The sequence below is a fragment of the Streptomyces tyrfis genome (assembly GCF_037034285.1).
Classification (GTDB): Bacteria; Actinomycetota; Actinomycetes; order Streptomycetales; family Streptomycetaceae; genus Streptomyces.
In genome coordinates, this window is the sequence record NZ_JBAGJZ010000015.1 from 115,008 (window position 1) to 132,831 (window position 17,824).

Below are 17,824 nucleotides of genomic sequence, written 5' to 3' on the forward strand. Positions count from 1 at the left end.
GGTGGACGGTAGGCAACCTGAGTGAACGGGAGATGAACTGGACGGGGCGTCACGGTGTCCCCGTGCGGCGTCCCCGGGCGTGTCCCGGCCGCCCCGCGCACCCCCGGCCCTTCGGCGTCACTCCTCGTGTTTCCCTCGGCCGGATATGTGTACGCGCGCCCGGCGGGCTGACAGGATCGCCGCATGAGCGATCAGCAACGGGACGCGATCGAACGGGCCTGGGGAGCCGTCGTCGCCACCGCCCGTAGAACGGCCGCCGACGGCCTCGTCGTCGGAACCTCGGGGAACGTGTCGGCCCGGCTCGGCGACACGGTCCTGGTCACCCCGAGCGGCGTGCCGTACGACCGGCTCGGCCCGAAGGACGTGGTCGGCGTCGACCTGGACGGCAACCGCGTCCTCGGCGTACTGGCCCCCACCAGCGAACTCCCGCTCCACCTCGCGGTGTACCGGAACACCGGAGCGGGGGCCGTGGTGCACACCCACGCGGTGCACGCCACGGCCGTCTCCACCCTGGTCACCGAGGTCCCGCCGGTCCACTACGCCGCCGCCGTGCTCGGCGGCCCCGTCCGGGTCGCGGCCTACGCGCGCTACGGGACCGAGGAGCTGGCCGGGAACATGCTCGCCGCCCTGCGCGACCGCACCGGCTGCCTGCTCCGGAACCACGGCACCGTGACGTACGGCGCCGGCCTCGACGAGGCGTACGACCGGACCGCGCAGCTGGAATGGCTCTGCCGGCTCTGGCTCACCGCGAACTCCGTGCCCGGGCGCTCCCCGAGCCTGCTCACCCCGGCCCAGCTGGACGAGGTGCGGGAGGCGCTGAAGGGATACGGACAACGCCGCTGACCGGCCACGACGGACGGGCGCGCCGCGGACTGCGGCCCCGCGGGGCGGGCGGCCCCGCCATACGGCCCCGCCTTACGGCCTGTGATCCCGCCACGGCGGACCCGGCACACGGCCGCCACGCGGCCCAAGGCCGGCACACGGCCCAAGGCCCCGCAGCGGCGGGGCGGCTCCGCCCCTCGGCCCGTGATTCCGCCACGGCGGGCGCGGACCCGCCCGTTCCGGTCCTCGCTCCGGCCGGTCCCCGCCGCCCGGTTCCCGTTCCGCCCGGCCCACCGGCCGGGCCGGGCTCCCGCGCCGCCGCCGGGACACCGGACGGACCCGTCCGGTGGCAGAGCGCGACCCGCCCCAGGACACTGGAGCGGTGCGCCCGGCAACAGTCACGGCAGCAGCCGTCACCACGATCCTCGGACTCGGCGCGGCGTCGGTCGCGGCGGGCCGGCACGCCGGCGGCGCCGCCCTCCGGGCTCCGTCCGGACGACCGCTCCCCGCCGACCGGGCCCTCACCGTGCACGCCACCGCGCCCGGCCGGGTCACCCTGACCCGCTCCCTGACCGCCCTGCGGCCCGGCACGTACGCCCTGGTGGGCGACGACGTCCACGCCGTCGTCGGACCGGTGGCCGAGCACGTCCGCCACGCCCCCGACACCGTCGTCCGCCGACTGGAACGGGTGGACCGGGGCACGCTGGAGACCGGGGCCCGGGTCCGGATCACGCCCCAGCTGCACAGCGGAGACCCCTCGGTGCTCGGCCTCGGCCACGAGGAGGTCGAGATCCCCGGCGAACTCGGGGCCCTGCCGGCCTGGTTCCTGCCCGGTCCCCGCGACACCTGGGTCATCACCGTGCACGGCCTCGGCACCACCCGGGAACACCCCCTGAACGTCATGGGGCTGCTGCACGGACTGCGCCTGCCCGTCCTCGACCTGGCCTACCGGGGGGACGCCGGGGCGCCGCGCTCCCCGGACGGCCTCTCCCGCCTCGGCGAATCCGAATGGCGCGACCTGGACGCGGCGATCCGCTTCGCCGTGCGGTACGGGGCCGAGAAGGTCGTCCTGTACGGCTGGTCCACCGGCGCCTCCATGGCCCTGCACGCCGCCGTCGGATCCGCGCTGCGCGACCGCGTCGCCGGCCTCGTCCTCGACTCCCCGGTCCTGGACTGGGCCACCACGCTGCGCGCCCTGGCCGCCGCCCGGGGCGTCCCCGCCCCGCTGCTGCCGCTCGCCGTCCGCGCCGCCCAGGGCATGACCGGGCTGCACGGCGCCCGCCTCCTGGACCCGTCCCTCGCCACCGGGCTGCGCGCCCCGACCCTGATCTTCCACGGCCCGGACGACACCCTGGCCCCCTGGGGCCCGTCCCGCGAACTCGCCGCCCGCCGCCCCGAACTGATCGCCCTGCACACCGTGCCCCAGGCTCCGCATGCGGCCATGTGGAACGCCGACCCGGACCATTACGAGGAGACCCTGCGCCGCTTCCTCACGCCCCTGATGTGACCCGATGAGCGGGGATCGGCCGATTGGCGCCGCGCCCCGCCCGGCGCCCCGTCCACCGGGAATTCGGGTTCCGTTTGGGCTTTCGGGCCGTCAGGGGCAAGACTGCTCTTCGTGACGTCCCGTACCCCGCGCGACTCCAGGCTCCGACTTGTCCGCCAGCGACCCATCGCCACCGCTCGAAAGGCCGTGACCACCCGGCGCACCAGGCCGGCTCCCCGCCCCCCGGAGGGCACCCCGCCCCGGGCCGAACTGGCCCGCCAGGCCAGGACGGTCCTCGCCGACGCCGTACGGATCGCCCGCTGGGCGGCCGACGGCGCGATCCCGGGCGCGCCGCCGCCGGCCGCCCTGGCGCTCGAAGGGGCCGCCGCGGCCCTGGAACTCTCCCCGGCCCAGGTGCGCTCCGGCTGGGACCGGGCCCGCCTCGCCGGACTCGTCGAACTCCACGGCGACACCGTCCGCCCCGGCTGGCGGCTGCGCGCCTGGGACCGCGACGACTCCGCCGTGCTGCGCGGCTGGGTGGCGCTGTTCGACGCCTGGTCGCTCGTCCACCCGGCCCCCGGCGACGTCGAGCCCACCGCGGTCGCCGAGGCCGTCGAGGCCGTGCCCCAGGTGCTCTCGCTGCTCCAGCTCTCGGCCGGCCCGGTCGCCGTGCCCGCCCTCCTCGACCTGCTCGAACAGCGGGTCGCGGAGCTCCACGAGGAGCGCTGCGAGGTGCCGTACGGGCCGTCGCCCGAACCGGCCGGGCCGATCCCCGCCGCACACCCGTCCGCCCTGGTCGCCCGTCTCCTCGACTGGGCCCTGGAAGGGCTCGCCGCGGTCGGCGCGCTCACCCTCGACGCCGGACACGCCACGCTCACGCCGCTGGGCAACTGGGCGGTCTGGGTCAAGCTGGAACAGATCTGCGTCGCCGCCCAGAGCCCGGCGGGCAACATCGAGCAGTCCGCCGCCGACATGCTCCACGGCTGCGCCCGGCTCACCCCCGGCCCCGCCCGCGACGAGTACCGGGCCTGGCTCGCCGCCCGCACCGTCGGCACCGCCGTCGCGGAACTCCTCGCCGTCGCCCGGGGCGAGGACGCCCTGCTGCGCGGGCTCGCCTTCGAGGCGCTCCGCGTCGTCGGCGCACCCGCCGAGCCCGAGGTACGCTCCGTCCTCGACGACGTCTCGCTGCGCCCCTACGCGCTGCTGTGGCTGGCCGAGTACGAGGGCGCCGACCCCGAGGAGGCCCAGGACGTCCTCAGCCGGGAGGAGGCCACCTGGCTCTGGGTCGACACCGCGGCGGCCGTCGCGGACCACGGCGAGACCGGGCTCCTGGTCCGCCACCTCGACTCGGCCGTCCAGGGCACCGTGCCCGCCCTCCTCGACGAGGTCCGCGCCATCGGCCACCCGCGCACCGTGCAGGTCCTGGTGGCCCTGGCCGCCGCGCACCCGGACCCCGCCCTGGCCAAGGCGGTGCGCCGGGCCGCGTTCCAGGTGCACACCGGCGGCGTGTGACACGCACCGCACGCACGGAGGGCCGGACCCGCCCCGGGCGGGTCCGGCCCTCCGTCGTCACGGGCCGGGGGCGTCACGCCGGACGGCGCGTCCCCCGGCCGGAGCCGCCGTCGCTCAGCGGAAGGTGTCGCAGGCCGCCATGGAGCCGCTGCGGTACCCCGTGGTGAACCACTGCTGCCGCTGCGCCGACGAGCCGTGTGTCCAGGCCTCCGGGGAGACCCGCCCCTGGAACTTCTCCTGGATCCGGTCGTCGCCGACCGCCGCCGCCGCGTCGAGCCCCTCCCGGATGTCCGCCTGCGTGAGCGACGTGATCAGCGGCCGTCCGGTCCGCTCGTCGGGCGTGCTCGTCGCGTGGTGCGCCCAGACCCCGGCGTAGCAGTCCGCCTGCAGCTCCACCCGGACCGAGTTGCTGTCCGCGCCGGTGCGCCCGTCGTGCGCCCGGCCCAGCGTCCCCGTCAGGTTCTGCACATGGTGCCCGTACTCGTGGGCGGCGACGTACGCCTGGGCGAACGGGCCGCCGTCGGCGCCGAACTTCGACCGCAGCTCCTCGAAGAAGCCCAGGTCCAGATAGACCTTCCGGTCGCCCGGGCAGTAGAACGGCCCCACCGCCGAGGTCGCGGAGCCGCACGCGGTGTTCACCCGGTCGGTGAACAGCTTCGTCGGAGCGTCGCTGTACCGCTCGCCCTGCCTCTGGAACTCCTGCCGCCAGAAGTCCTGCACGCTGTTGACCACCGCGACCATCCGGCAGTCGTCCCTGGTGTTCGCGTCCCGCCCGGTCCGGCAGGACTGCTGCACCTGCGCCGCCGAGGACGCGGACGCCGTCGTCCCCGAGTCGCCGGACGTCAGCCCGAGCTGGTCGGGGCCGATGCCGAGGAACAGCCCCACCAGCAGCGCGATGAGGCCGACGACGCCGCCCCCCACGGTGGCTGCGCCCCCCGGGATGCGGCTGCCGCGCACGTCCTCGACCTCGGACGTGTCCAGATCGGCGTCGTCGTCGAACTGCATGTGAAGTCACCCTCCGTTCCGGTCGTGTGCTCCGACCGCCTCCGCAGAGTATTGGCGAGATCACCCGCGAATGACCAACGGGGCCACGAGGCGGAGCGGCCCGGCCCCGGCGGGCGCGGAAAACCAGTTGCACACCGCCAGTAGAATGAGCCGCATGGCAATTCTCCTTGTGCATTAGCGGCGTCGAGTCGTGAGTCCGTAAGTCACCCGTCCGCCGCCCAGACCGCCCTGGAGTCTTACCCGTGATCACCGCTTCCGGCATCGAGCTGCGCGCCGGCGCCCGCATCCTCATCGAGTCCGCTTCCTTCCGCATCGCCAAGGGCGACCGCATCGGCCTCGTCGGCCGCAACGGAGCGGGCAAGACCACCCTCACCAAGTGCCTCGCGGGCGAGGGAGCCCCGGCCGGCGGCACCATCACCCGCTCCGGCGAGGTCGGCTACCTCCCGCAGGACCCGCGCACCGGCGACCTCGACGTGCTCGCCCGCGACCGCATCCTCTCCGCCCGCGGCCTCGACGAGATCCTCCGCAAGATGCGCGAGAACGAGGACCGGATGGCGAACGGCAAGGGCGCCACCCGCGAGAAGGCGATGAAGAAGTACGAGCGCCTGGAGACGGAGTTCCTCACCAAGGGCGGATACGCCGCCGAGGCCGAGGCCGCCACCATCGCCGCCGCGCTCAGCCTCCCCGACCGGGTGCTGGGACAGCCGCTCCACACGCTCTCCGGTGGTCAGCGCCGACGCGTGGAGCTGGCCCGCATCCTGTTCTCGGACGCCGACATCCTGCTGCTCGACGAGCCGACCAACCACCTCGACGCCGACTCGATCGTCTGGCTGCGCGACTACCTCAAGACTTACCGCGGCGGCTTCATCGTCATCTCCCACGACGTCGAGCTCGTCGATACGGTCGTCAACAAGGTCTTCTACCTCGACGCCAACCGCTCGCAGATCGACGTCTACAACATGGGCTGGAAGCTCTACCAGCAGCAGCGCGAGGCTGACGAGAAGCGCCGCAAGCGCGAGCGGCAGAACGCCGAGAAGAAGGCCGCGGCCCTCAACTCGCAGGCCGACAAGATGCGCGCCAAGGCCACCAAGACCGTCGCCGCGCAGAACATGGCCAAGCGCGCCGAGCGGCTGCTGTCCGGGCTGGAGGCCGTCCGGGTCGCCGACAAGGTCGCCAAGCTGCGCTTCCCCGAGCCCGCGCCCTGCGGCAGGACCCCGCTGATGGCGGAGGGCCTGTCCAAGTCGTACGGCTCCCTGGAGATCTTCACCGATGTGAATCTCGCCATCGACAAGGGCTCCCGGGTCGTCATCCTCGGCCTCAACGGCGCGGGCAAGACCACGCTGCTGCGCCTCCTCGGCGGCGCCGAGAAGCCCGACACCGGCCGGGTCGTCGAGGGCCACGGGCTCAAGCTCGGCTACTACGCCCAGGAGCACGAGACCCTCGACCCGGACCGCACGGTCCTGGAGAACATGCGTTCGGCCGCGCCCGACCTGGACCTCGTCGACGTCCGCAAGACCCTCGGCTCGTTCCTCTTCTCCGGCGACGACGTCGACAAGCCCGCCGGCGTGCTCTCCGGCGGCGAGAAGACCCGCCTCGCGCTGGCGACCCTGGTGGTCTCCTCCGCCAACGTGCTGCTCCTGGACGAGCCGACCAACAACCTCGACCCGGCCAGCCGCGAGGAGATCCTCGGCGCGCTGCGCACCTACAAGGGCGCCGTCGTCCTCGTCACGCACGACGAGGGCGCGGTCGAGGCCCTCCAGCCGGAGCGGATCATCCTGCTTCCGGACGGGGTCGAGGACCTGTGGGGAGCGGACTACCAGGACCTGGTCGCCCTGGCCTGACCCGGTCCGGCCGCCCCGCGGCCGCTGTCCGGGCCGCCTCCGGCCAGCTCTCTGACGCACCCGTATGGATCATTCGGCTCATGTGTGATCCGTCATCTGTGTGAGTGCGTCTCGTACCGCGTCGGCGTCCCCCGGCAGACGGCCGCCGGGCCCACCCGTTCGGCGGGTGCGCCCCCCGCGTGGCCCTGACCAGGACGTTCCGTTCCGGGCCCGCCCCGATCCGCCTCCCGAGCCCGACGGAACAGGGGATTCCGAACGGGTCGGGCCGCCGATCGGCCGGGGATCCGGTTGCGCGGACCTTGTCGAATGGGTGGCCAGGAGGCCCCCGAGGGGTGATCATGAGAGTCCAGAGCGCACTTCCCATGAGGAGGCACGGGTGGCCGAGACTCTGAAGAAGGGCAGCCGGGTGACCGGCGCCGCGCGCGACAAGCTCGCGGCAGACCTGAAGAAGAAGTACGACTCCGGTGCGAGCATCCGGGCGTTGGCCGAGGAGACCGGCCGCTCCTACGGATTCGTCCACCGGATGCTCAGCGAGTCCGGAGTCACGCTGCGCGGACGCGGCGGCGCGACACGAGGCAAGAAGGCCACCGCGGCCTGAGGGCCTGTCGGGTGACCTTCGGCCGCCCGGTCAGAGGTCTCCCGACAGGCTCTGAGGGCTTCGGTGGACGGGACAGATCGCGGACAAGGCCGTCCGGACCCGTCCCGGAGCTCACCGGTTCCGATGGTGGCCACCCGGTCGATCGTGCTCTTGATCGGGTGGTTACTGTTCAGTCACTTGGTTCGACACGCTCGGCCCGCTGACTGACGATCCGGAGGCTCCCATGACCTCGCCCGACTCCGTGCTCGACAAGGACGGCGTACGACTCACCGTCGACGACGCGGTCGCCACGGTGACCCTCGCCCATCCGGCCAAGCGCAACGCCCAGTCCCCCGCTCTGTGGCGGGCGTTGGCGGAGGCCGGGCGGGCACTGCCCGGCACGGTCCGGGTCGTCGTGCTCCGCGGCGAGGGCAAGTCCTTCTCCGCGGGCCTCGACCGCCAGGCGTTCACGCCCGAGGGGTTCGACGGCGAGCCGTCCTTCCTCGACATGGCGCGCGGCTCGGACGCCGAACTCGACGCGACCATCGCCGAATACCAGGAGGCGTTCACCTGGTGGCGCCGCAACGACATCGTGTCCATCGCGGCCGTCCAGGGGCACGCCATCGGGGCCGGCTTCCAGCTCGCCCTCGCCTGCGATCTGCGGATCGCCGCCGAGGACGCGCAGTTCGCCATGCGGGAGACCAGCCTGGGCCTGGTCCCCGACCTCACCGGCACGCACCCCTTGGTGCACCTGGTGGGGTACGCCCGCGCGCTCGAGATCTGTGCCACGGGCCGCTTCGTGCACGCCGAGGAGGCCGAACGCATCGGCCTCGCCAACCTGGTGGTCCCGGCCGGTGAGCTGGACGCCGCCGCACGGGACCTGGCCGGCGCGCTGCTGGCCGCCCCGCGCGACGCGGTGGTGGAGACCAAGGCGCTGCTGGGCGGTGCGGTCCACCGGGGGTACGAGGAGCAGCGCGCCGCCGAACGAGCCGCGCAGGCCCGCCGCCTGCGCGACCTGGCGGGCATCACCGACTGACCGGCCCGACCGACCGACCCGACTGACCGGCCCGACCGGCTGACCGCCGGAGCCCGGCCGCCGGACGGACGGGACCGCACGTCGGCCACCGGGGCCGTCGCCCCATCGCGTCTTACCCCGGTGCCCCGCCGCCCGGACGCATGGGCGCCGGTGGACGGCTCTCAGGGGAACTCCCGGCCGGGGCGCGCCGGTGACCGGCGGAGGGGAGCGCGGAGCGGCCCGGCAGGGTCCGGACGAGGTGCGCCGGGCGTGCCCCGGCAGCCGCCGCGCGCCGCCACCGCCGTCACCAGCACGGCCACCGCCGGCCGTCCCGGCACCGCGCCCGCCACCGCCTCCCGCACCGCCCGCACCACGTCGAGCACGCGATGACCCGGCTCCGTCGCCAGCTCCATCCGCACCCGCCCCGGGGCCGTGTGCACGGCGTCCCCCAGCACCCGGGTCAGCGTGGCGACACCGGGCGTCCCCGCGGCGGCGGCGCCCACCGCTCCCTCGGGCTCGGCCGGGCAGACCTCGACCGGTGCGGGCGGGCGCCGCCGGGGAGGCGCGTCCAGCAGTTCCGTCACCCGCAGGTCCACTCCGGACACCGCCAGCCCCAGATCCCGGTCGGCCGACGCGAGGAGTGCCGTACGCAGCGCACCGGCCGCGGCCGGCAGCGGCCGACCCGAGAACGCCGACATGGTCCCCGCCATCCGCAGCGGGCCCGGCGGCCACGCGCCCGGCGGCCAGACGCCCGGCGCCGGGACGGGGTCCGGGCCGGCCGCGCGGATCCGCAGCTCCCCGAGCACCGGCGCGGGCGCCGGCCCGACCGCCGCCTCCCGCAGCACCGCGACCGCGGCCCGTTCCGAGATCCAGGCCCCGTCCGCCGGTTCGCCCAGGGGGAGCAGCCGGCCCAGTCCGGTCCGCCGCCGGACCACCGCCGCCCACCCGTCGCCCCCGTGCGTTCCGTCGGTCGCCGTCATGGGGCCAGCCTGCCGTATCCACGGCGCGGGATGGGGCAAGCGCACCTAATGTGGGCAAAGAGGTCCAAACTGCCCCGAAGGGAAGAGTGGCGATGACCGACACCACACAGCGGGCCCGTACCGAGAGCCCCGGCCCGGAACCGTCCCCGCTCACCAAGCGCGGCGGGGGAGACCCCGCCACCCGGGGCCGCACGAGCATCGCGGACGGGGTGGTCGAGAAGATCGCCGGCATGGCGGCGCGGGACGTGGTCGGCGTCCACGCGATGGGCAGCGGTCTCTCGCGCACGTTCGGGGCGGTGCGCGACCGGGTGCCCGGCGGCGGCAGGTCCGTCGCGCGCGGGGTGAAGGCGGAGGTCGGCGAGTCGCAGACCGCGCTCGACCTGGAGATCGTCGTCGACTACGGAGTGGCGATCGCCGACGTCGCCCGCGACGTACGGGAGAACGTGATCGCGGCGGTCGAGCGGATGACCGGCCTGGAGGTCGTCGAGGTCAACATCGCGGTGACCGACGTGAAACTGCCCGACGAGCCCGATGACGAGGAACTGCCCGAGACCCGCCTCCAGTAGCGGTGACCGCCAGGCGGCAGGCGGTGGATGGCGGGCGGCGGACGGCACAGGCGGGCGGCGGGCGGACCCGGCGAACGGGAGGACCGAGGCAGTTGAGGAGTGCGCGATGAGCACGGCGTTGGTCGGCATGGTGGCCGGCATGGCGCTCGGATTCGCCGGATACTTCGGCGGATTCGGGGCGTTTCTGCTGGTGGCGGCCCTGGGAGCGGTCGGTTTCATCATCGGCCGGTTCCTGGAGGGCGATCTGGAACCCGGTGACTTCTTCCGGAGTCGCGAACGCGGCGACCACCGGCGGTGACGGCGGTGCCGGTGCCGGGGGCGGGCGGCCGGGTGGCCGCCGGTGAACGCGGAGCGACCAGGATCGCCGACCGGGTGGTCGCGAAGATCGCCGCGCAGGCGGCGAAGGAGGCGGTCGACGGACCGCCGCGGGAGGGCGGGCCGCCGCGCGCCACGGTCATGGTGCGCCGGGACGCCGCCCGGGTGCGGATCAGTCTGGAACTCGCCTACCCCACGGACATCGGCCGCCAGTGCCGAGGGGTGCGCCGACGGGTCGTGGAGCGGGTACGGGCGCTGACGGGCATGGAGGTGCCCGAGGTCGCCGTGCGCGCCGAGCGCCTGCACCCGGCGGAGACGGGCGGCGCGTCCCGGGGGAGGGTCCGATGACCGTGCCCCACGACCCCCGGCACGATCCCGGGCATCCGCCCGACGGTCGCCCCGCCGAGGACGGCGAGGCGCCGGCACTCGACGGGACCGGCTCCTGCGCCACCCGGGTCCCGCCCGCGCGGCGGCGGGAGCGCGGTCGTCCGGCGCGCCGCTTCTGGTCCGCCCGCCGTGTTCCCGCCGCGCTGCTCGCCCTGGTGGTGCTCGCCTGTGCGGGTCCGCTGCTCTACGACGTGGCGGCGGTACGGGCCGGGCGGCCGGCGATGCGCTGGCGCCGGGTGCTGGCCCGCGAACTCGCGGACCGGCCGCTGCACGACGCGGCGGTGCTGACCGGAGCGGCGGTCGCCGCGGCGGTCGGCCTGTGGCTGCTGGCACTCGCCCTCACTCCGGGGCTCCGCGGTCTGCTGCCGATGCGCCGGGCCCGCACCGGCGTCCGGGCCGGCATCGACCGTTCGGCGGCGGCCCTGATCCTGCGCGACCGGGCCGTCGAGGTGTCCGGGGTGCGGTCGGCGCGGGTACGGATGGGCCGGCGGAGGGTCCGGGTGCGCGCGGTCTCGCACTTCCGGGACCTCGACGACGTACGGGCCGACCTGGACACCGTGCTCTCCACCGGCATCGCGGAACTGGGCCTGGCCGGGCGGCCGGCCGTGGACCTGAGCGTCCGCCGTCCCCCGAGGAAGGGGTGAGGAAGCGGTGAACCCGCTGCTGAGGACCGTCAACCGGGCACTGCTCGGTCTGGCCGGACTCGCGCTGATCTGCGGCGGCGGCGCGGTGCTCGCCGCGGGGCTCGGCCTGGCCGTGCCGTCCTGGTGGCCCTGGCACGGCGGAAGCGATGTGCTGCTCGGCGCGGCCGACCGGGTCCGCTGGCGCGACCGGGGCTGGTGGTGGCCGGCGGTGCTCGCGGCCCTCGCCGCCGTGGTCGTCCTCGCCCTGTGGTGGCTGCTGGCCCAGGCGCGCCGGCCCCGCCTGACCGAGGTGCTGGTGGACAGCGGCGACGGCGAGGGGGCGGTGGTGAGGGGCCGGGCCCTGGAGGCGGCGGTCGCCGACGAGGCGGAGTCCCTGGACGGGGTGGCCCGCGCCCGGGTCGTCCTGACCGGCCGCCGCGGCGCGCCGCACGCGGCGGTACGGCTGCTGCTGGAACCGCACGCCACACCGGACGCGGCGCTGGGCCGGCTCACCGACGAGGCGCTGGCCCACGCGCGGGATTCCGCCGGGCTGGCCGCCCTGCCGGCCGAGGTGCGGCTGGGGGCGGTCGGGCACCCTGCGGAAAGGGTGAGCTGACGCCGCGCCACCGGCGTCGGCCCCCCTCCGGGAATCCCGGGCCCCGGCGGCCGGGCCGCAGCGGCCCGGCCACCGGGGCCCGGGATTCCCGACGTACGCACGGAGACCGCGGTGGCAGGGAGTCCCGGCCGTGGGGGAACCGGGGCATTCCCGCCCTACGGAAACCGGGGGAGTCCGCGTCGTACGGAAGCGGGGGCACTCCCGCCGTACGGAAGCCGGGACAGTCCCCGTCGTACGGAAGCCGGGGAGAGCCCCGCCGTTCAGAAACCGTGCCGGGAGCCGCCGTCGACCGGCAGCATGACGCCCGTCACATAGGACGCCGCGGGGGACAGCAGGAACGCCGCGGTCCGGCCGAACTCCTCCGCGGTGCCGTACCGGCGCAGCGGGATGCCCGCCCCGTTGGCGGCGCGGCTGGCCTCGGCGTCGCCGGACAGCGCGTCCAGTTCACGGATCCGGTCGGTGTCGATCCGGCCCGGCAGCACGCCCACCACCCGGATGCCCCGGGGCCCGAGTTCGTCGGCCAGGGACTTGGCGAAACCGGCCAGGCCGGGGCGCAGCCCGTTGGAGATCGTCAGCCCGGCGATCGGCTCGTGTACCGAGCCGGAGAGCACGAAACCGATGACGCCGCCCTCGCCGAGGGACGCCGCCGCGGCCCGGGCGAGCCGCACCGCGCCCAGGAACACCGACTCGAACGCCGACTGCCACTGCTCGTCGGTGTTGTCGGCGAGCAGCCCGGGCGCCGGACCGCCGACGCTGATGAGAATGCCGTCCAGCCGCCCGAACCGCTCCAGGGCGGTGTCGACCAGGCGCTGGGCGGCGGCGGGGTCGGCGTTGTCCGCGGCCAGTCCGACCGCGTCCGGTCCCAGTTCGGCGGCGGCCGCCTCGACGCGCTTCTCGTCCCGACCGGTGATGATCACCCGGGCGCCGTCCCCGGCCAGCGCACGCGCCGTCGCGTTGCCCAGCCCCCGGCTCGCCCCGGTGACGATGTACACACGGTCCTTCAGTCCCAGATCCATGGGCCCTATCCTGCCGTGCCGGCCTCCAACGTGTCCTCACCGGCCAGTGCCATCGCGGTGCCCACCAGCCCGATGTGGCTGAACGCCTGCGGGAAGTTGCCGACCTGCCGGGACGCGAGGGTGTCGTACTCCTCGGAGAGCAGCCCCACGTCGTTGCGCAGCTTCAGCAGCCGCTCGAAGAGGTCCCGGGCCTCCGCCCCGCGCCCGGTCAGCTTCAGGGCGTCGGCCAGCCAGAACGAACACGCCAGGAACGCCCCCTCGCTGCCGGGCAGCCCGTCGATCGACGGGCCGTCCGTGCTGTAGCGGCGGACCAGGCAGTCGCTGCCCAGCTCCGCCCGGACCGCGTCGACCGTGCCGATCACCCGCGGGTCGTCCGGCGGCAGGAAGCCGGTCCGGGGGATCAGCAGCGTCGCGGCGTCCAGGTTCCGCGAGCCGTAGGACTGCGTGAAGGTGTTGCGGACCGGGTCGAACCCCTTCTCGCACACCTCCCGGTGCACGGTGTCCCGCATGGCCCGCCACCGGTTCGCGTCACCGGCCAGCGCCGGGTTCCTCTCCAGGGCGCGCACGGCGCGGTCGGCGGCGACCCAGGCCATGATCTTGGAGTGCACGAAGTGGCGGCGCTGGCCGCGGATCTCCCACAGCCCCTCGTCCGGCTCCCGCCAAGTGGACTCCAGGAAGCCGAGCAGGCTCAGCTGGAGGTTCCAGGCGTGCGGCTTGTCTTCGAGACCGGCCTCGCGGCCGAGCCGCAGCGAGTCGATGACCTCCCCGTACACATCGAGTTGGCGCTGGCCGACCGCGGCGTTCCCGGCCCGGACCGGGGCGGAGTTCTCGTACCCGCGCAGCCACGGCAGCTCCGTCTCGGGCAGCCGGCGTTCACCCGACAGGCCGTACATGATCTGGAGGTCCGCCGGGTCCCCGGCGACCGCCCGCAGCAGCCAGTCCCGCCAGGCGACGGCCTCCTCCAGATACCCGGCCGAGATCAGCGCGCCGAGGGTCAGCGTGGAGTCCCGCAGCCAGCAGAAGCGGTAGTCCCAGTTCCGTACGCCGCCGATCTCCTCCGGGAGCGAGGTGGTGGGGGCCGCCACGATCCCGCCGGTCGGCCCGTAGGTGAGCGCCTTCAGGGTGATCAGCGAGCGGATCACCGCCTCCCGGTACGGGCCCTGGTACCGGCACCGCGCGGACCACTCGGTCCAGTCGGACAGGGTGGTCCGCAGCGCCCGGAACGGGTCGACGGGTTCGGGGCGGGGCGAGTGCGAGGGGTGCCAGGTCAGGACGAAGGCGACCTTCTCGCCCGCGCCGACGGTGAACGACGAGCACGTGGAGAACTGCTGGCCCCACGTCTTGACCGGCGGTTCGCTGCGCAGCCAGACCGAGTCCGGGCCGGCGACCGCCACCCGCTGGCCCTCCGAGCGGCGCATCCACGGCACGATCGACCCGAAGTCGAAGCGCAGCCGGATCACCGAACTCATCTCGACCGTGCCGCTGACGCCCTCGATGATCCGCATGACCTCGGGCTGCTGGTCGCGGTGCGGCATGAAGTCGGTGACCTTGACCGTGCCGGTGCGGGTCTCCCAGAACGTCTCCAGGACGAGGGAGTCACCCGCGTAGCCGCGCCGGGTGCAGGCTTCGGCGCCCGTCGGCGCGATCCGCCAGTGGCCGTTCTCCTCGTCGCCGAGCAGGGCCGAGAAGCAGGCCCCCGAGTCGAAGCGGGGCAGACAGAGCCAGTCGACGGAACCGTTCCTGCCGACCAGGGCGGCCGTCTGCAGATCGCCGATCAGGGCGTAGTCCTCGATGCGTGGGGTCACGTTCTGGCGTGTTCCCGAACATGGGCCCGGTTAAGCAGCCCCGCCCCACGGGCGACGCTCCGCGGCCCCGGGCCGGTCCGGCCCGGGCCCGGCCCTCCGGTCACGCGGGCCGCCGGGGGCCGGGCCCCGGCCGGGCGCGCCGGGTCAGGCCGGGGCGGGCTCCGGCCGCTCCGGCTCGGCGGCCGACGGCTCCTCGGCGGTCTCGGCGGCCGCGGCCTGCTCCCGGTCGCGCTTCTCCCTGCGGGCGAGGACCACGTAACCGACCGGGACGGCGGCGGCGAACAGCCACCACTGCACGGCGTACGCCATGTGCGGGCCGATCGAGCCGTCGTCGGGCGCCGCGATCAGTTCCGGTGAGCCGCCGGACGGCTCGGGCGCGGTCTGCTCGATGTAGCCGCCGAACACCGGCCGGGACAGCCGCTCGGACTCCTGGCCGCTGTTGATCAGCATCACCTGGCGGTCGGGCAGGTCCGAGATGTCCTTGATGCCGCTGCTGCCGGTCGTCTCGTCGGCCTTGAGCCGCCCGGTGACGGTCACCTCGCCCGAGGGCGGGGGAGGGACACGCGGGAAGGCGCGCTGGCTCTCGGCGGAGGGCACCCAGCCCCGGTCGACCAGGACCGTCCCGCCGCCCTTGAGATCGAACGGGGTCAGCACGTGGACGCCGACCCGGTCGTCGTTGGAGGTCCTGCGGCGCACGACCACCTCGTGCGCGGTGTCATAGACGCCGGTGGCCGAGACCGTGCGCCAGTAGTCGGACCGCGGAACCGTGTGCCCCGGCGAGGTCAGCGACGCGACCGGCACCGGGTCCGCCCTCAGGTTGCGGGAGATCAGGGCGTTCTGCGCGACCCTGTGCTCATGCCGGTGGAGCTGCCAGAAGCCCAGCTCGACCATCGTGGGGATCAGGACGAGGACGAGCAGGGCGAGGAGCAGCCACTGCCGGGTCAACAGGAAGCGGTACACCCCATGACGGTACAACCGCGTCATGGGGTGCGGTGCGCAGGGGTCGGGGAGCAGGGGACGGGGAGGGCCGACGGCGGCCGGTGGTCAGACCTTGTCGATGATGCCCACCCTCCCCTCGGCGCGGGCGCAGTGGCCGCCGCAGTACCAGTGCCCGTCGACCTCGACGCCCTGCCCGATGATCTGGACCCGGCAGTGCTCACAGATCGGCGCCATGCGGTGGATGGCGCAGGAGAAGCAGTCGAAGACGTGCACCGCGCCCTGCGCGTGCACCTCGAAGGACATGCCGTAGTCGTTTCCGCATACCTCGCAACGTGCCATGCGCCACAGGGTCGGACGCGGCGGCGGCCACGGGCGGGCGGCGGGCGGGCGAGTCGTCCTGGTTCACTCCGATGACGGCGCGGCCGCCCGGGACGTCGCCGGGGCCACGTCCCGCAGCAGATGGGTGAACGCGCTCTCGTCCAGGATCGGGGTGCCGAACGACTTCGCCTTCACCGTCTTCGACGTGGCCGCGTCCGGATCGTTGGTGACGAGCAGGCTGGTCAGCCGGGAGACGCTGGTCGCCACGTGCAGTCCGGCCTCCACGGCGCGGTCCTCCAGCAGCTCGCGGTCTATGGAGGTGTCCCCGGAGAACGCCACCCGCATGCCCTGCATGAGAGGTTTGTCCTTCTCGTACCGTCCGGGGTTGGGGTACGGGCACGGCGGGCGCTTGCGCGAGGGACGCCAACTGCCCCGCCCGTACGAGGGCTGGTAGCCGATCCGCGGGGCGACCGGGGAGTCCGACCACTCGGTCAGCGGCCGGCACTCCAGCAACGGCAGCCGCACCTCGTCCCGCGCCGCCGCGTGCAGGCTCGGCCGGAACGCCTCGGCCAGCACCCGGGCGTCGTCCAGCGCGTGGTGGGCGCGCTGCTGCACGACCCCGAAGTGCGCGGCCAGCGACTCCAGCTTGTGGTTGGGCAGCGGCAGCCGCAGTTCCTTGGAGAGCGCGATGGTGCACAGCCGCTGCTCGACGGGTGCGGTGACCGAGGCCCGGGCGTACTCCCGGGCCAGCATCGACCAGTCGAACGCGGCGTTGTGCGCGACGAGCACCCGGCCCGCGAGGCGTTCGGACAGCTCGGCGGCGATCTCCGGGAAGAGCGGGGCGCCTTCGAGGACCTCGCTGGTCAGCCCGTGGATCCAGACCGGCCCGGGATCGCGCTGCGGGTTGACCAGGGTGTACCAGTGGTCCTCCACGTCGCCTCTCGCGTCCAGACGGTAGACGGCGGCGGAGACTATCCGGTCGTCGCGGGCGAGTCCGGTGGTCTCCACGTCGACGACCGCGTACCCCCGGGGGTACGCGGCCGGCCACGGCGCTGCGGTCTGACGGTCGTCGAGCATGGTCACAGAGAATACGGGCCGCGACTGACAGTCTCCTATTCCGGCCGTCCCCCACGGGCGTTCCGGCCGTCTCCGCTCCCGGGCGTTCCGGCCGACTCCCCGGGGCGCTCCGGCCGTCTCCCGTCGGCGGGCGGGGAGTTTCGCGGCGGCGGGCCGAGGAGGGTGCGCGCCCGGGACCGGACGGGGTGAGACCATCCCCCGATGACGGACATCCGGATGCATGACGAACCGCACGGCGACGGAATCGGCGCGCGGCTGAACTGGCTGCGCGCCGCCGTCCTCGGCGCCAACGACGGCGTCGTCTCCACCGCGGGACTGGTGGTCGGGGTGGCCGGCGCCACCGGCGACCGGGGCACCCTGCTCACCGCCGGTCTGGCCGGGCTGCTGGCCGGTTCCATGTCGATGGCGGCGGGCGAGTACGTCTCGGTCTCCACCCAGCGCGACTCGGAACGAGCCGCGCTGGCCACCGAGAAATGCGAGCTCGCGCAGGCCCCCGAGGCGGAACTGGTCGAACTCACCGGCCTGTTGGAGGACAAGGGGCTGAGCCACGAGGTCGCCCGCGAGGCCGCCCTCCAGCTCACCGCCCGCGACGCGCTGCGCGCCCACGCGGAGGTGGAACTCGGCATCAACCCGGACGAGCTGACGAACCCGTGGCACGCGGCGGGCGCGAGCTTCCTGGCGTTCACCGTGGGCGCGTTGCTCCCGCTGCTGGCGATCGTGCTGCCCCCGGCATCGCTGCGGCTGCTGGTGACCGTGCTCTCGGTGCTGGCGGCGCTGGCGCTGACGGGCTGGTGGAGCGCCCGCCTGGGCGACGCGGCGCCGTGGCCCGCGGTGCTGAGGAACATGGGCGGGGGCGCGCTGGCGATGGCGGTCACCTATGCGGCGGGGGGTCTGCTGGGGGCGGTGGGGGTGTAGGCGGGCTTC

General features: G+C 74.6%; 19 protein-coding genes. 12 read left to right on the top strand and 7 right to left on the bottom strand.

The genetic code is table 11. The features are described from left to right. Window positions 1–183: 183 nt before the first annotated feature. The 3 genes from WA762_RS14350 (at window position 184) to WA762_RS14360 (ending at window position 3,820) form a co-directional block, all read left to right on the top strand. The gene (locus tag WA762_RS14350) at window positions 184–843 is read left to right on the top strand and encodes a class II aldolase/adducin family protein (RefSeq protein ID WP_335936022.1); all 660 of its coding nucleotides are present in this window, start codon (window positions 184–186) and stop codon (window positions 841–843) included. 361 nt (window positions 844–1,204) lie between these two features. Beyond that, the gene (locus WA762_RS14355) at window positions 1,205–2,329 is read left to right on the top strand and encodes an alpha/beta hydrolase (RefSeq protein WP_335936023.1); all 1,125 of its coding nucleotides are present in this window, start codon (window positions 1,205–1,207) and stop codon (window positions 2,327–2,329) included. A gap of 186 nt (window positions 2,330–2,515) precedes the next feature. Then, window positions 2,516–3,820 (top strand): hypothetical protein, encoded by a 1,305-nt coding sequence (locus WA762_RS14360; RefSeq protein ID WP_335936083.1) that lies wholly within the window; start codon window positions 2,516–2,518, stop codon window positions 3,818–3,820. A gap of 114 nt (window positions 3,821–3,934) precedes the next feature. Here WA762_RS14360 and ypfJ read toward each other — a convergent pair whose 3' ends face one another. Continuing rightward, window positions 3,935–4,825, bottom strand: a complete 891-nt coding sequence (gene ypfJ, locus WA762_RS14365; protein ID WP_335936024.1) for a KPN_02809 family neutral zinc metallopeptidase — start codon at window positions 4,823–4,825, stop codon at window positions 3,935–3,937. Window positions 4,826–5,067: 242 nt separating this feature from the next. Between ypfJ and WA762_RS14370 the strand changes: the two genes are divergently transcribed. The 3 genes from WA762_RS14370 (at window position 5,068) to WA762_RS14380 (ending at window position 8,279) form a co-directional block, all read left to right on the top strand. Next, the gene (locus WA762_RS14370; protein ID WP_335936025.1) at window positions 5,068–6,666 is read left to right on the top strand and encodes an ABC-F family ATP-binding cassette domain-containing protein; all 1,599 of its coding nucleotides are present in this window, start codon (window positions 5,068–5,070) and stop codon (window positions 6,664–6,666) included. A 376-nt stretch (window positions 6,667–7,042) separates the two neighbouring features. Further along, window positions 7,043–7,264, top strand: a complete 222-nt coding sequence (locus WA762_RS14375) for a helix-turn-helix domain-containing protein (protein ID WP_199883310.1) — start codon at window positions 7,043–7,045, stop codon at window positions 7,262–7,264. A gap of 223 nt (window positions 7,265–7,487) precedes the next feature. Then, a complete protein-coding gene (locus WA762_RS14380; RefSeq protein ID WP_335936026.1) occupies window positions 7,488–8,279 on the top strand; it encodes an enoyl-CoA hydratase/isomerase family protein in 792 nt (263 codons plus the stop codon). A 161-nt stretch (window positions 8,280–8,440) separates the two neighbouring features. Here WA762_RS14380 and WA762_RS14385 read toward each other — a convergent pair whose 3' ends face one another. Further along, window positions 8,441–9,238, bottom strand: a complete 798-nt coding sequence (locus WA762_RS14385; RefSeq protein ID WP_335936027.1) for a hypothetical protein — start codon at window positions 9,236–9,238, stop codon at window positions 8,441–8,443. A 92-nt stretch (window positions 9,239–9,330) separates the two neighbouring features. Between WA762_RS14385 and WA762_RS14390 the strand changes: the two genes are divergently transcribed. From WA762_RS14390 to amaP, 5 genes are all read left to right on the top strand, one after another. Further along, entirely contained in the window at window positions 9,331–9,804 is a 474-nt protein-coding gene (locus WA762_RS14390; RefSeq protein ID WP_335936028.1) for an Asp23/Gls24 family envelope stress response protein, read from the top strand. Window positions 9,805–9,910: 106 nt separating this feature from the next. After that, complete coding sequence (locus tag WA762_RS14395) at window positions 9,911–10,102, top strand: hypothetical protein (RefSeq protein WP_335936029.1); 192 nt, start codon at window positions 9,911–9,913, stop codon at window positions 10,100–10,102. 11 nt (window positions 10,103–10,113) lie between these two features. Further along, complete coding sequence (locus WA762_RS14400; protein WP_335936084.1) at window positions 10,114–10,467, top strand: hypothetical protein; 354 nt, start codon at window positions 10,114–10,116, stop codon at window positions 10,465–10,467. Next, window positions 10,464–11,150, top strand: a complete 687-nt coding sequence (locus tag WA762_RS14405; protein WP_335936030.1) for a DUF6286 domain-containing protein — start codon at window positions 10,464–10,466, stop codon at window positions 11,148–11,150. The genes WA762_RS14400 and WA762_RS14405 overlap by 4 nt, the downstream gene beginning before the upstream one ends. Window positions 11,151–11,166: 16 nt before the next feature. Next, window positions 11,167–11,745 (top strand): alkaline shock response membrane anchor protein AmaP, encoded by a 579-nt coding sequence (amaP, locus tag WA762_RS14410; protein WP_335936085.1) that lies wholly within the window; start codon window positions 11,167–11,169, stop codon window positions 11,743–11,745. 260 nt (window positions 11,746–12,005) lie between these two features. On the opposite strand, the gene WA762_RS14415 is transcribed toward amaP, so the two are convergent. The 5 genes from WA762_RS14415 to WA762_RS14435 all read right to left on the bottom strand — a co-directional run bounded on the left by WA762_RS14415 (window position 12,006) and on the right by WA762_RS14435 (window position 16,906). Beyond that, window positions 12,006–12,761, bottom strand: coding sequence for an SDR family oxidoreductase (locus tag WA762_RS14415; RefSeq protein ID WP_335936031.1), 756 nt, complete (start codon window positions 12,759–12,761; stop codon window positions 12,006–12,008). Window positions 12,762–12,766: 5 nt separating this feature from the next. Further along, a complete protein-coding gene (locus tag WA762_RS14420) occupies window positions 12,767–14,566 on the bottom strand; it encodes a glycoside hydrolase family 15 protein (protein ID WP_335936032.1) in 1,800 nt (599 codons plus the stop codon). 144 nt (window positions 14,567–14,710) lie between these two features. Continuing rightward, a complete protein-coding gene (locus tag WA762_RS14425) occupies window positions 14,711–15,526 on the bottom strand; it encodes an SURF1 family cytochrome oxidase biogenesis protein (protein ID WP_335936033.1) in 816 nt (271 codons plus the stop codon). An 84-nt stretch (window positions 15,527–15,610) separates the two neighbouring features. Beyond that, window positions 15,611–15,844: a hypothetical protein gene (locus WA762_RS14430; RefSeq protein ID WP_335936034.1), complete on the bottom strand. Its 234-nt coding sequence runs from the start codon at window positions 15,842–15,844 to the stop codon at window positions 15,611–15,613. Window positions 15,845–15,907: 63 nt separating this feature from the next. Continuing rightward, window positions 15,908–16,906, bottom strand: coding sequence for a DEDDh family exonuclease (locus tag WA762_RS14435; protein WP_335936035.1), 999 nt, complete (start codon window positions 16,904–16,906; stop codon window positions 15,908–15,910). 195 nt (window positions 16,907–17,101) lie between these two features. Here WA762_RS14435 and WA762_RS14440 point away from each other — a divergent pair, with 195 nt between their 5' ends. Next, the gene (locus WA762_RS14440; protein WP_335936036.1) at window positions 17,102–17,815 is read left to right on the top strand and encodes a VIT1/CCC1 transporter family protein; all 714 of its coding nucleotides are present in this window, start codon (window positions 17,102–17,104) and stop codon (window positions 17,813–17,815) included. Window positions 17,816–17,824: the final 9 nt, after the last annotated feature.